This window comes from Bacteroidota bacterium (genome assembly GCA_019637975.1).
Classification (GTDB): Bacteria; Bacteroidota; Ignavibacteria; order UBA10030; family UBA6906; genus CAADGV01.
In genome coordinates, this window is the sequence record JAHBUR010000002.1 from 194,650 (window position 1) to 209,265 (window position 14,616).

At 50.8% G+C, this 14,616-nt stretch carries 13 protein-coding genes; all 13 read left to right on the forward strand.

Going from position 1 to position 14,616, the window contains the following annotated elements:
* Positions 1 to 189 precede the first annotated feature (189 nt).
* Positions 190 to 759, forward strand: coding sequence for a hypothetical protein (locus tag KF749_01795; protein MBX2989879.1), 570 nt, complete (start codon positions 190 to 192; stop codon positions 757 to 759).
* Positions 760 to 811: 52 nt separating this feature from the next.
* On the forward strand, positions 812 to 1,585 hold the full coding sequence (locus tag KF749_01800; GenBank protein MBX2989880.1) for a glycosyltransferase: 774 nt from the start codon (positions 812 to 814) through the stop codon (positions 1,583 to 1,585).
* Complete coding sequence (locus KF749_01805) at positions 1,586 to 2,293, forward strand: acyltransferase (protein MBX2989881.1); 708 nt, start codon at positions 1,586 to 1,588, stop codon at positions 2,291 to 2,293.
* Positions 2,290 to 3,645, forward strand: coding sequence for a DUF362 domain-containing protein (locus tag KF749_01810; GenBank protein ID MBX2989882.1), 1,356 nt, complete (start codon positions 2,290 to 2,292; stop codon positions 3,643 to 3,645). The genes KF749_01805 and KF749_01810 overlap by 4 nt, the downstream gene beginning before the upstream one ends.
* 140 nt (positions 3,646 to 3,785) lie before the next feature.
* Entirely contained in the window at positions 3,786 to 5,045 is a 1,260-nt protein-coding gene (locus tag KF749_01815) for a phenylacetate--CoA ligase family protein (protein MBX2989883.1), read from the forward strand.
* Positions 5,042 to 6,211: a glycosyltransferase gene (locus KF749_01820; protein MBX2989884.1), complete on the forward strand. Its 1,170-nt coding sequence runs from the start codon at positions 5,042 to 5,044 to the stop codon at positions 6,209 to 6,211. Before KF749_01815 ends, KF749_01820 begins: the two co-directional genes overlap by 4 nt.
* Positions 6,208 to 7,314: a glycosyltransferase gene (locus KF749_01825; protein ID MBX2989885.1), complete on the forward strand. Its 1,107-nt coding sequence runs from the start codon at positions 6,208 to 6,210 to the stop codon at positions 7,312 to 7,314. The genes KF749_01820 and KF749_01825 overlap by 4 nt, the downstream gene beginning before the upstream one ends.
* Positions 7,315 to 7,490: 176 nt before the next feature.
* Positions 7,491 to 8,417 carry a GDP-L-fucose synthase gene (locus tag KF749_01830; protein ID MBX2989886.1) on the forward strand — a complete coding sequence of 309 codons (927 nt, stop codon included), beginning with the start codon at positions 7,491 to 7,493 and terminating at the stop codon, positions 8,415 to 8,417.
* Positions 8,418 to 8,741: 324 nt separating this feature from the next.
* Entirely contained in the window at positions 8,742 to 10,157 is a 1,416-nt protein-coding gene (locus KF749_01835) for a sugar transferase (protein MBX2989887.1), read from the forward strand.
* A gap of 126 nt (positions 10,158 to 10,283) precedes the next feature.
* The gene (locus KF749_01840; protein ID MBX2989888.1) at positions 10,284 to 11,612 is read left to right on the forward strand and encodes a UDP-glucose/GDP-mannose dehydrogenase family protein; all 1,329 of its coding nucleotides are present in this window, start codon (positions 10,284 to 10,286) and stop codon (positions 11,610 to 11,612) included.
* Between the two features lie 3 nt (positions 11,613 to 11,615).
* Positions 11,616 to 12,566, forward strand: coding sequence for an SDR family oxidoreductase (locus KF749_01845; protein ID MBX2989889.1), 951 nt, complete (start codon positions 11,616 to 11,618; stop codon positions 12,564 to 12,566).
* Between the two features lies 1 nt (position 12,567).
* On the forward strand, positions 12,568 to 13,524 hold the full coding sequence (locus KF749_01850; protein MBX2989890.1) for a DUF2279 domain-containing protein: 957 nt from the start codon (positions 12,568 to 12,570) through the stop codon (positions 13,522 to 13,524).
* Positions 13,525 to 13,545: 21 nt separating this feature from the next.
* Positions 13,546 to 14,616, forward strand: a 1,071-nt coding sequence (locus KF749_01855) for a hypothetical protein (protein MBX2989891.1), incomplete at its 3' end; no start/stop codon positions are given.

Consider the following 14,616-nt stretch of genomic DNA (forward strand, 5'->3'; position numbering starts at 1 on the left):
CGTCGTGCCTACGGGGGCTGTTTTGTTGCTTGCGATTTGTCTGTCCCGCTCATACCTCTGGGTTGATGATGACTGCACTCGCCGCATTCCGATTCATGCGCGCACGAACAGTCCGCAGGCTGTTTATGGTCGGTGCAGTTGGGGTCTTGGTTCTGTTCCCTCTCATCTATGCATCGATTAAGGAGTTTAGTGCGGAGTATAAAACATCGTCGGGGCCTTCTCGACACAACGACTTTTCGGGAAGCAATGTGGCTCGTCGGCATCAACGAGTTTCTTGAGTCTCCTCTCATCGGCAACTTCTTCTCAAAGGAGGCCGGGTTCTATCTTGAGGGAGAAGTTGAAGGCCTGCCACTTCACAATGACATCTTGGAGCTATTTGTGAAGGGAGGCATAGTCGGCGGGGGACTGTTTCTTTCCGGTTTCATCGCCGCGATTCTCGCGGGTTTGAGGGCTCATCGAGGATGGAGCAGCATTAAGCGGTCGAGCTTGGAGGGATTAAACGTGGTTCTGATCTTAACAGTCTGCAGTGCGCTTATTACAATGTCGTTCAATCCTATTATCAATCAAGCCAGGTCGGGGTTTCTTGTGTTCACGTTTGTGGGTTTGCTTATTCTCATCAAACGCCTCATGAGCCGGCAGACATCACCTTCTGACATTCAAACGTATCAAGAAAGCATAACGTGTGTGCCGAGTCTGCTTCTCTACATCACTTGTATGATATTCGAGATTTTTTCATCTTGCGTCACGGTACGCCTTTGAGGAGACTTGTACATACACTCATTTGCCGTTTCGGTGTCAAGTCAAATTGCTCATGAAAACGCCCAAGATCTCCATAGTCACCCCGTCGTTCAATCAAGGACAATTTCTCGAAAGCACGATCACGTCGATTCTCGATCAGGGATATCCGAATCTCGAATACCTCATTATCGACGGGGGGTCGACCGATAATTCCGTGGAGATTATCAAGAAGTATCAGAAACACCTCGCGTATTGGGTAAGCGAAAAGGACCGCGGCCAGACAGACGCTATCAACAAGGGCCTGCGACGAATCACGGGCGACATTTGGGGGTATTTGTGTTCGGATGATACATACAATCCGGGAACATTCGAGCGTTGCATGCGTGAATTTAAGACGAGTGATGCAGATGTATTATATGGGAACTGTAATTTTGTCAATGCGGAAGGGACTATTACGCGGAAGAAACACCCTCCGGCATTTACCCGCGAACGCCTTCTCAAAGGGAACTTCCTGTATCAACCGTCCATGTTTCTGCGAAGATCGGTGCTTGACAGGTTTGGGCTATTTGACGAGGCATTGCACTACTCAATGGATTACGAGTATTGGGTTCGCATCTCGACCGAGGTGAAGTTCGCTTATGTGGATTACCCGTTTTCAAACTATCGCTTGCATCGTCAATCCAAATCCATGCATGCTGTTATCGGTATGAACAAGGAGGGGCGGCAGATCATGAAGAAGCATGGCGTGGGAATCATGGCGGATTTTCGATACTACAGATTCAACATGTTCGGGAAACACTACTACGCATTCAAGCGCCGCCTCTTTGACTATTTAGCCGGATCGTGAATGAGAGCGATACTTGCATATTTGTTAAGACGCGCGGGGAAGGAGGCTTCAATCGAAGAATATTGGACGTCGAGAGATCTTTTGGCTATGACATTCTCCATGGCGCTCGGTATTGTGCGCGGCACATGGAAATCCTTCTTCTTCCGGTCATCCGGCGGTCTCGCCCTGGTGAAGAATGGGGCAATTATTAAAAACCCGTCGTATATGACAGTAGGGCGTCAGTTTATTGCAGAAGAGGGTTGTGAAATCAATGCGCACGCACGACGGGGAGTGGTATTCGGTGATAGAGTCACAGTGGGTGCGTATGCACTCATCCGGCCGTCCAACTACTATGGCGGAGCTGTAGGTGAAGGTTTAAGAGTCGGCAGCAACTCCAATATCGGTCCATACTGCTATATCGGATGTTCAGGTTATATTGAGATTGGCGACAATGTGATGATGGGACCGAGGGTAAGCATCTTCGCGGAGAACCATAATTTCGCCAGGACGGATGTCACGATGAAAAGGCAAGGAGTGGCAGCTGAATTTGTAAAGATTGAAGATGATTGTTGGATTGCTTCACATAGCGTAATCCTCGCAGGCGTGACCATCGGGAAGGGATCGATTGTCTCTGCCGGAAGTGTGGTGACGAAGGATGTTCCGCCGTATTCTATTGTCGGCGGTGTACCTGCAAAACTCCTCCGTTCACGCTTGGAGTCTGTGCAATGACGGGCATCGTCATCACGAAACGGGACTTGAGGAATGCTCTACCACATGCTATCCGTGACGCTCTTCCCGAAGGAAATTTTCGTCGTGTGTTTCTCAAGCCAAACTGGGTCAAACATCAGGAACATGACGCATTCCCGATTTCCGCTCTCGTTACGGACAGTGCTCTTATTGAAGGAACCATAGACGCTTGCGTGGAAAAATACCGGAATGCGGAATCGATTATCGTCGGCGATGTCCCTCTGCAGAGCTGCGACTTCGAGCTGCTGAAAAAGCAATCAGGAGTGAACCGCCTGATTGAGAAGTATCGTACGCGGCGGAAGCCTTCGGTTCATTTTCTTGATTTGCGTCGTGAACGCTGGAGGGTTGTCGAAGGTTTCATGCAGTTGGAGAGCGATGTTGCGGGAGATCCGCTCGGCTATGTTGAGGTGACGCTGAACGAACAGAGCATGCTGGAAGAGGTCAGTCACAACGCAGCCAACTTCCGTGTTTCGGATTACGACCCGAAGGAAACGACAAGCGTTCATCGCAAAGGAATGCACAGCTATGTAATAGCCCGGTCTGTTTTGAACGCCGATCTGTTCATCAACATGCCGAAGATGAAGACACACCAGAAGGGGGGCATTACGGGGGCTCTGAAGAATCTCGTGGGCATCAACGGCTCGAAAGCCCACTTGGTGCACCATCAACGGGGAACCCCGAAGCAAGGCGGTGATGAGTTTTCCGATGATGTCGATCGTATGTTCATCTGGCAGGCAAGGCTCAAGGAAAAAACCCAGAAACGATCCAAGGCATTGTTCATTCCGCTTAAGGCGGGATGGGAAGCCGTGAAGCGCGCAAAAGGCATTTCAACGACAGGCACGCGTGAGAATCTGACCGGTAACTTCTATGTCGGGGCCGGTTCATGGCACGGCAATGATTCCATCTGGCGAATGGTGTATGATCTCAATATGATCCTTCCGTATGCTTCGGAGGAGGGAGGCATACTTCGGAGCCAACGGCAACGTGAATGCCTTAGCATTGCGGACGGAATCATCGCGGGGGAGGGAAACGGCCCGTTGCAACCGCTTCCTGTTGAAACGGGGATTGTTGCCATCTCGAAGAATCCGTTTCTGATTGACTTTGCAATGGCGAAGATGATGGGTTTTGACTTCCGAAAAATCAGGATGCTCGCCAACTATAAACGCTTTCCAGCGACCGAACTGGTTGACTTTGAGCCCGCGTCATTCGCCACCGAAATCGACGGTGTGCGTGTCTGTTCAGGTGTGGACGCCATCCCAGTTCTCCATCCGTTCATTCCACCTCCCGGCTGGAAAGGGCGGATTGAGCTTGAGTCGGCAGGTGTGATGCAATGAACTTGAGGCAAACGGGCTTCTTTCTTCTTCACGATCTTGTCAGATCTGATCTCAGATCTCTCTATGCAGAGTTTCACACACTCTCCCGAGACTCAAAGGAAAGGCTGAATGCCATATCAGCGTCACGTCTCGAAGCCACTTTGAAACATGCGTCTTTGAGCATTCCGTTCTATCGAGAACGAGTGAAGCCCGGCTCTGTCGCATTGTCGGATTTCCCGGTCGTGCGGAAGTCCGACCTTCGGAGACATTTTGAGGATTTCATGTCGCAACAGGTTCGGGATGAATACACGGGGAAGAGGAAAAAGAAAGCGTATTCCTGGCTTGAAATGAAAACGGGTGGATCAACCGGCGAACCGACGACTGTGATACATGGCAGAAGATTTCGCGAGTTCGGCAGGGCGGCCAGGGTGTACTGCAACCATATGAGCGGATTTCCGGTTGGAACTCCATACCTCATGCTGTGGGGCTCGATGAACGACATCAACCAGATGCAAGCGTCAGTGCAAACACGTATCTTCAACCGCTTCATGAACTTTGAATTACTGAATGCCTTCCGGTTGGATGAAGCGAGCATGGTCCGCCATATCGAGAGAATCAACTCGTCGAATGCAAACCATATGATGGCGTACGTGGATGCGGCATATCAACTCGCGCAGTTTGCCCAACGGAACGGTATCGACGTGAGGCCACTCAAGTCGGTGATGGGCTGTGCGGGAACAATCACAACTGAAATGCGAAACGTCATTCAGGAGGTGTTCCGCTGCAAGCTCCACAATAAGTACGGAAGCAGAGACTGCGGCGATATGGCCTGCGAGTGTGCCGCAGGAGGATTTCACATCTTCTCGAATTATGTTCTTCTGGAGATTGTAGATGAGCAGGGAAATCCGTTGCCGGCCGGCGTTAGTGGACGAATCCTCGTAACGACTCTTGTCAACAACGACTTCCCTTTGATACGGTATGAGATTGGAGACATCGGAGCTCTCTCCGATGAGTTCTGCCCGTGCGGGTCACCGTTCACGCTTCTGCAAGCCGTAGAAGGCAGGACCTACGAAATGATCATGGATACACGGGGGAGTACAGTGACGCCGGTGTATTTTCGCCACCTCATCGGGGTTGTTCATAACCCGAATCTCTTTCGCCGTTTCCAGTTTGTTCAACACGGTTCATCGTCATACAGCCTCAAGCTCGAGCGGGTGTCATCGGAGGATTCCGACCTTCTGAACGTGACACTTGGGAAGATCGTGGAAGACCTCAAACATGTATTGGGTAATGATGCCGACATTCACATTGTCGTGTCCGGGCATATCGGAGAGACCGGCAGCGGCAAGTTTCTCTACACTCGCAACGAGTTTCTCAAGAGGCACGATGCGGAACATCAGGCGGCGGGAGACGTACGATGACGAGCAGGATAACCGTTGCATACATACATTATCCCTCAGACCTGTATGGAGCAGGAAGGTCGCTGATCCGGCTTCTCGAACACATTGATCGCACACGTTTCCGACCGTTGGTGGTGCTTAAACGCGACGGACCGCTGCGGGCAAGGCTTGAAGAATCTGGCGTTCGCGTTTCAATTCTGAAATCCCTCTCGGTCATCGAGCGCAGCAGAGCCAGGTTGCCCGGTCTCGCAACTCTTCCGATGACTTTTCTCGCCTCTGTTGTTCAACTGTTCATATTTTTGAAACGGGAAAACGTCTATCTCGTTCATACGAATACGGGGATTATCCCGTCATCGGCATTTGCGGCAAAAATTGCAGGCGTACCGCATGTATGGCATATTCGCGATTGGTTCGGTGAGTTTTCACGATTGTGGCAAGTGTATTCGAGATACATTCTGTGGTCGTCAGCGTGTGTGCTCTGTGTTTCACAATCAGTAGCCCGCCAGTTTCCCGCTTCATCGAAAGTGCGTGTTATGCACAATGGTTTTTCGCTGGATGAGTTCCGAATAGATCGCGAGCTTGCGAGACGCGACACTCGAGCGAGATACAATATCAACGAGACGTTTGTTGTTGGTACTGTCGGGAGGATCAAGTTTGTCCGGAAAGGACAAGAAGTGCTGGTTCGGGCAATCTCAGTGCTGAAAGAAAAGGGGGCGAAAGTGAAATGTCTGATCGTAGGTTCTGTCTTTCCGGGAAACGAGGTCCATCTCACGATGCTCCAGGAGTTGATCAACAGTCTGGGATTGCAGGAAGAAGTCGTGCTTGCGGGAGAACTATCAGATCCGAGGCCGGCCTTCGCCGCCATGGATGTGTTCGTGCTTCCTTCCGCACAACCTGAGCCGTTTGGCGGTGTAGTCGTGGAAGCAATGGCAATGGGGCTGCCTGTTGTGGGAACGAGTATCGGAGGAACTGTTGATCAAGTTGTGGAAGGCGTTACCGGATTCCTTATTCCGCCTGCTGATCATCAAGCGCTGGCCGAGAAACTCTACATACTCTACAAAGATCGATCTCTTGGTCGGCAGTTTGGTGAAGCAGGGCGGAAGCGGATGAGATCAGAGTTTGATCTTCACCGAACTGTAAAGGCCATAGAAGACATCTACACAAAGATAGGTCGGCCAGGCACATGAGAATCGCTATTGTCGGAACAAGGGGATATCCGTATGTCTACAGTGGCTACGAGACGTTCGTAGCCGAACTTGCCCCACGCCTTGTGCAGAACGGCCACTGTGTTACGGTGTATTGCCATAGAGGCCTTTTTAGAGAGAGGCCCCCCGCTGTAAACGGTGTGAATCTGTGTTATATCCCTGCCATTGAACACAAGGTGTTGAGTCAGTTTACCCACAGTCTACTGTCGACGTTGCATGTTGTGTTCCATAGATTCGATGCCATCCTCTATGTGAACTCTGCAAACGGCCCATTCGGGTTGTTAACAAAACTCGTCCGCAAGAAGACTGCGATCAACGTGGATGGGCTTGAATGGCTTCGCCCGAAGTGGAAGGGGCTCGGAGCAAAGTACTTTCGAATCGCTTCATACCTCGCCACGAAGTGGTTTGATGTTATAATTTCTGATTCCGATGAAATGGCGGAGATCTACAGAAAGGAGTTTGCCGCACCTTCCGTAACCATTGCCTACGGGGCAAATATTGCGCACAGTTCTCATTTCGAGTTGATTCAGCAGTTTGGTTTGACAAAGCAAGAATATTATCTAATTGTCGGCAGATTGATCCCTGATAACAATGCCGATCTGGTCGTTCGCGCGTTCGAGAAGAGTGCGACAAAGAAATCGCTGGTGATACTCGGAGATGTACCGTACAAGGATTCGTATGCAGAATCCATTAGGAAGACGAAGGATACGCGGGTTGTTTTCCCTGGGTATATCAAAGATGGGAACGTTCTTCGCGAGCTATACTGTAATAGTTTTGTCTATATTCACGGACATGAGTTTGGCGGAACCAATCCTGCACTTCTCAAGGCACTTGCTTACGGGTGCTGCGTATTGGCACTCGACACCCCATTCAACAGGGAAGTCCTGGCTAATGAAAAGCATGGCATCTTCTTTGCGAAGAACGAACAGAGTCTTCGTGATGGCCTTTCATTGGTAGAATCGAACGTGTCTCTTGTAGAGAAAAAACGCTTGCATGCTCGTGAACGCATTTTGGAAAAGTATACATGGGAATTGATTACCAGCCAATATGAGAACCTGTTTGAAAGGATGGTACAACGAGAGTAGGCGACAGAGGTGAAGCGGGCATTACGATGGATGATGTACACAGGGCCTGAATAGCTCTTCCGGTTGTTCCAGGAACCCAAAAGGCTGTGGCGCAGATATACAAGCACAAATGCAAAGTTTATTTTTTATCTTATTCAAGATACGTTCAGGAAAAAGACACCAACGTAATTCTCGTTATGCACCCATCAGCCAGGATTTTTGTTGCCGGCCATCGCGGTCTTGTCGGCTCGGCCATTGTCAGAAACCTCAATAGTCGTGGTTTCACAAATATCGTCGGACGCACGCGGGCAGAATTGGATTTACTCGATCAGCAGGCGGTTCGTGAGTTCTTTGTGAGCGAGCAGCCGGAGTATGTGTTTCTGGCGGCGGCAAAAGTCGGCGGCATTTACGCGAACAACACATATCCGGCAGAGTTCATCTATGAGAACCTTGTCCCGCAGGCGAATGTGATTCACGCAAGCTACGAGAACGGCGTGAAGAAGCTGTTGTTTCTCGGCAGTTCGTGCATTTATCCTCGCATGGCGCCGCAGCCGATGCGTGAGGAATTTTTGCTTGACGGCAAGCTCGAACCGACCAATGAGCCGTATGCAGTAGCGAAAATCGCAGGCATCAAGATGTGCCAGGCCTATAACCGGCAGTACGGCACGAAATACATATCCGTTATGCCGACGAATCTGTACGGCCCCAATGATAACTTCGACCTGGAAAATGCCCATGTGCTTCCGGCGTTGATCAGAAAATTTGTCGAAGCAAAGGAAAGGAATGCTCCGTTTGTGGAAATCTGGGGGAGCGGGTCTCCGCGAAGGGAGTTCCTGCATGTGGACGATTGCGCCGAAGCGTGCGTTCACCTGATGCTGACGTACGACGAGTCGGACATTGTCAACATCGGCGTCGGGTCCGACGTTTCGATCAAGGAGCTTGCATTGTTGGTAAGGTCAACTGTCGGATATGAAGGGGAGTTACGATTTGACCCTTCGAAACCTGACGGCACGCCGCGTAAACTGCTTGATGTTTCGAGGCTCGAGAAGTTAGGCTGGAAAGCAAAGATCCCGCTCGAAGCCGGCCTCCGGTTGGCAGTGGAGTGGTATCTAACGAACCGTTAAGAAAAGCAACATTCGCAGGATTCGATCACCCGCCCCCCATCCGCGAATGTCACAGGGATACTCGCTCCCCACATAAAACTGCTCTTTACAACTCACGAATCAGTTATCTTGCCGGGATGACCCCGGACATCGGTGACGCGTATCATCTGATGTGTCATCTTCTTCATGTACTTTGTGGCGGGTTTGAACGTGCGCAAAACATCAGTGTCTTTGCACCTTATGCTTTATCTGCCTAAATTAGCTTTGCCTTCACGAAGAGAGGCCTCCATTTCGCGGGAAGGCACTTCACGACACAGACGGGGAACCATCAATTTTGTGATCTCATTGCTGCGCCGTAATTGGCGGACATGTGCCGCGGGAGTGGGGATTGTTGTTGACGCGGTTGTTTTGAGCATTGCCTTCCTTCTCGCTGCAACGCTGCAAAATCCCGGTAATGGTGTGAGTGAGTTCTTCACGACACACATTCCACTGTATGTCTTCGTCGTTGCCGTCTTTCTTGTGTCGTTCACGGCACTCGGACTGTACCGCACGGTTTCGTATACGCCGGTGATGCATCAATATCTCGGGGCTACAAAGGCGTTCATCTATAGCGCCGCGATTATTCTCTCATCTCTGTTCCTCGCGGGAGGCATCCCCTATTCACGGGAGTTTCTGATTTTGTTTTTTGTATCCGTTCCTGTTGTCTACGGGATTGTGTGGTTCGGCGTTCGACGAGTCTTCCGCGTGCTTCGAACCTACGGCTATGGAAGGTGGAACACACTCGTTGTGGGGCCGGGCCAGAATATCGACAGGCTGTTGAATTTGTTCCAGGATTTTCCCGATCTCGGGTATGAACCGGTGAAGGTGCTGAATACACCGATGTACAGCAGTACCGACCGGAAAGTGCATGTGAATAGTGCCGAGGTGGAAAAGGAGATTCTTGCCCAGAATGTTGATTTCATGGTTCTTTCATCGCCTGAACTCAACGGCTCGTACGACGAACTTGAACGCTTGTGCCGTAAACATTATGTCAGGATGAGGGTCGTCTCGCCGGAAACGGATACGCTCTTCAATCAAGTGCGGATTCAGGATATTGCCGGGTTACCGTTGTTCTCTCCTGTGCGGCAGCGGATTGACGGCTCGAAGCGGATTGCAAAGCGCATGTTCGATATTGCCGGGTCGGCGTTCCTTCTTGTTCTGTTCGCCCCGCTGTTTCTTGTTGTTGCCGTCGCAACGAAGTTGGAGTCGAGGGGGCCGGTGTTCTTCAAGCAGAAACGGGCATTGAGTGACAGGGACAAGCCGTTCCTGTTCTACAAATTCAGAAGCATGTATCATGAGGCCGACGAAAAAAAGGAGACGCTCTTCCCCAAGAATGAATCGACGGGCGCACTATTCAAAATGCGGAACGATCCGCGACTCACAACCGTGGGAAAGTACATACGCCGGTACAGCATTGATGAACTGCCGCAACTGTTCAATGTGCTCAAAGGGGAGATGAGCCTTGTCGGGCCGAGGCCGCTTCCGGTAACCGATTTCAAGCGGCTCACCGAGGTGGATGATGTAGGGGGATACTTCAGGGGAAGGGCTAAAGCCAAACCGGGCATGACCGGACTTTGGCAGGTTTCGGGGCGAAGCCATCTCGGTTTCCGGGAAATGGTGATGCTGGATTTATATTATATCGAGAATCAATCCATTCTTTTCGATATCGAGATTCTCGCGCAGACTGTGCCGGTTGTCCTGTTCGGCAAAGGAGCATACTAACCGCATTGACAACCCGCGGGCTGGTTCGCGGGATCCCTTCGCTAATGTCCCTTTGAGTCTCATCCATATTTTCCATATTTTCTTTACGCTAACTTCACCTCACATGAAATCATCAGGAGTACGCCCTTGAAAATCAGCGTTATTGGAACCGGTTATGTCGGTCTCGTTGTCGGCACCTGCTTCGCCGAAAGCGGTAACGACGTGATATGTGTTGATATTGATGAAATTAAACTGGCTATTCTCAAACGGGGGGATAGCCCGATCTATGAACCGGGTTTGACCGACTTGTTGAAGAAGAACATTCATGAAGGCAGGCTTACCTTCACATCCGATCTGAAGCATGCCGCTCAGCAAACGGACATCATTTTTCTTGCGCTTCCGACACCGCAATCAGAAGACGGGTCGGCAGACTTGCAGCACGTTCTTGCCGTTGCAAAACAGATCGGCATGTACATGAATGGCTACAAAGTGATTGTAAACAAAAGTACGGTTCCCGTCGGGACCGCCGACAGGGTGAGCGAAGTTGTCGGAGCACAAACAAAGCACCCGTTTGACGTCGTCTCGAATCCTGAATTCTTGAAAGAAGGGGCGGCCGTGAACGATTTCATGAAGCCCGACAGGATTGTTGTGGGTTCGAGAAGCCCTAAAGCGCTGGCAATTATGCAGGATTTGTATGCTCCGTTTATCCGTACAGGCAATCCGCTCATCATTATGGATGAGCGCAGCTCGGAATTGACAAAGTATGCAGCCAACTCATTCCTCGCAACAAAAGTCTCGTTTATGAACGAGGTTGCCAATCTCTGCGAACTGCTCGGTGCAGATATCGACCTCGTGAGAAAGGGGATGGGTACCGACCCCCGGGTTGGGACACAGTTCCTGTTCGCGGGCGTCGGGTACGGCGGTTCATGTTTTCCGAAGGACGTTGCTGCTCTTTTGAACAGCGCAACGCAAACGGGCTACGACTTCAAGATCTTGCGTTCTGTAGAAGACGTGAATTTCCGCCAGAAAGAGATCATTGTCCACAAGATCAAGAACCACTTCAACGGAAATCTCAAGGGCCTGACGGTTACGCTTTGGGGGTTGGCGTTCAAGCCGAACACCGATGATATACGGGAAGCGCCGTCACTGAGGATTATCGAGGCCCTGAGAAACGAGGGGGTCAATCTTAGGTTGCACGACCCCGTGGCAATAGAAGAAACAAAGAAGCGCGTTACGCAAGGTCCGGAGTTCTTTGTGAACAACTATGATGCGCTGAAAGGGGCAGATGCGTTGGTAATCGTAACGGAGTGGAACGAGTTCCGACGTCCCGATTTCGAAAGGATGCGCAGTCTCATGAAGCAGCCCGTGATTTTTGATGGACGCAACATCTATGATCCGCAGCGATTGCGCGATATGGGCTTTTCGTACTACGGAATTGGACGCAACTCGAATCACATAACAAGAAAGGGAGCATAACGCTTGGCCTCTTCCCAGGTTCCCCATGCTGTAGTGACAGGCGGGGCAGGCTTTCTCGGTTCGCATTTGTGCGACAGGCTTCTCGCAGAAGGATATCGCGTTACGGCCATCGACAATCTGATTACGGGAGATACAAGAAACATCTCCCATTTAATTGGAAATGAGAAATTCAGGTTCATCAAACATGATGTAACCGAATACATTTATGTTGACGGGGCTGTTCACTTCATTCTTCACTTCGCCTCACCGGCCAGCCCGATTGACTACCTGAAACTCCCGATTCAAACGCTCAAGGTCGGGTCACTTGGAACGCACAAGGCATTAGGATTGGCAAAGGAAAAGAATGCGCGGTTCTTGCTTGCATCAACCTCGGAAGTCTACGGCGACCCTCTCGTTCATCCGCAACCGGAATCATACTGGGGGAACGTGAATCCTGTGGGATCACGGGGCGTGTATGACGAAGCGAAGCGCTTCGCCGAGGCAATGACCATGGCGTATCACAGGTATCATGGCGTTGATACGCGCATTGTCCGTATTTTCAATACGTATGGTCCCCGGATGAGAATTGAAGATGGCAGGGCAATTCCCGCCTTTGTATCACAGGCCCTGAGGGGCGAGGATGTGACGGTATTCGGGAACGGGAGCCAGACGAGAAGCGTATGTTATGTGGATGACCTTATTGACGGTATTTACCGCCTCCTGTTATCCGACGAAGTGAATCCCGTCAACATAGGCAATAAGGATGAAATTACCATGCTGCAGCTTGCGCAGGAGGTGATAGAACTTACCGGCAGCAAGAGCAAGATTGTGTTCAAGGAGTTGCCCGAAGATGACCCGAAGATTCGTCAACCCGACACAACCAAAGCGAAAACACTTCTCCAATGGGAAGCTAAAGTGAAGCGCCATGAAGGGTTACTGGCAACTATCGACTATTTTCGTTCGCGCATTGCCTGAGATGAAACGAACCGTTGGAGAGCCGGCCCGACGGGCTTTCGCAGCGTTGCTTCTTCTGCTGAACTGTATGAATCTCTCCGCGCAGATTGACTCCACAAAACAGAGTGTCCTGCTCCTGACTGAAGGTAGTCATCAAACAGACGATTCTCCGCAGTCCGGCCCCTCTCCCGATACAACGATTATCCACCCGGTCAGGCTCGCAATCGTAACAGGAACGGTCGGCGTAACAATTGCCGCGATTCATATCTATCAAGCTAATGGCTGGTGGAAGGATAATCGAAGGTCGTTTCATTTTCAGGAGGACCTCAAGTACGGCCTGTATGTTGACAAATTAGGGCATTTCTACGGGGCAACCGTCGGTACGTTCCTTCTCAGGAAGTCGTTCGAATGGGCAGGTCTTTCACAGCAGGCAGCATTATGGTGGGGTGCCGGAGGCTCGCTCCTGTTTCAGACATACGTCGAAATTGAAGACGGGTTCTCAACGTGGGGTTTCGATCGCGTGGATTTTGCCGCGAACCTTCTCGGTGCATCATGGCCGGTAGCCCAGTATTATTCGCCTTTTCTTCAGAATTTCGATTTCAAGTTCAGTTATCATCCCTCACCGGCGCTGAATAATCCGGGCGGTGCCGGCTTTCAGGGTCAGCGTCATATCATGTTTGACGACTATGAGGGACAAACTCTCTGGCTGAGCATGAATGTACACAACTTTCTGCCGACGGCTGTACAACACTTCTGGCCCGAGTTTCTGAGTCTTGCCGTTGGTTACGGGGCCCGCGACGTTCTCGGCAAGAAACCCTACAGCGTTGTACTTCTGGCTCTAGACTTGGACACGAGAAAACTGATCCCCGACAGCACGCCGTTCTTGAAGTTACTCGGGGAAGCCCTTAATTTTATCAAGTTTCCGGCTCCGGCAGTTCGGATCTCTCCGGGCACCGTCTGGTACGGGATCTATTTCTAACCATAAACTTCCAGAGGTTCAGTGAATTTTCCTACCCGGTTGTGTGTGTTGGTTGTTCTGATGTCAGGATTGAGTGCCGTTACTATTTCCCAGGTTGAGACGGTTCCCGCAACACATCCCGTCTACGCATTTCTCAAGCGGATGGAAGTGAAGGGTGTCATCGAGCGATACCGCGACGCCGTGTTGCCGATTTCACGTCGCGAGGTGGGAAGATTTTTGCTGGAAGCTCACGATTCCGAACATCTTACGGCAACCGAGCGGCTAACGCTGGCCGATTTTTTATCCGAATTCCAGTTTGATCGTACGGGTTCTGTTGACGGATTTCTTTCTGTGATCGATTCGGACGAGGAGAATTTCGGCCGGGCAATCGGCGAGGAGTTTTCACACAGGGAAAAATTCCTGTACGTGCTGAACGATTCAAGCATTTCCATGTTCGTCAACGGCCTGCTGACGTTCGACGGACGCCGGATGAACGGAGATGCTCTCGGAACGACGCGTGCAGAATTTGTCCAATTCGGCGTTCGTGCTCGCGGCACATTGCTGGATAAATTAGGATATTTTATTCAGGGAACAAACGCGCAATTCTGGGGGAGCAGAGATCTGCTGCGACGTGATCCTGTTATCAGCCAGTACTACACGCTCGGAGTTACCGACATTCAGAACTTTGACCATGCCGAGGGATATCTTCGATATGACGGCGGGCTTGTATCGGCGCAGTTGGGTCGTGAAAGGATTCTGTGGGGGGCCGGATACGATCAGAAGATGATTTCATCCGACAACGTCAGGACGTATGATTTTCTGAGGGCCGACTTTCAGTACAAATCGCTGAAATACACGTTCTTTCACGGATCGCTATTGGGCAGGCGGGGACACATCGTCTTTTCCGATCCTACCGATTCAACAACGAAATACACTGAACCAACCGTTGCAGACAAGTTTTTCGCAGCGCACAGAATTGAATTCTCATTCCCCGGAGTGTTTGATATTGGTTTTCAGGAAATGGTCATTTACAGCAACCGCTCGATTGATCTTGCATATCTGAATCCCTTCATTGTTCTTGAATCTGCCCAACGGTCACGGGAAGAACGGGAT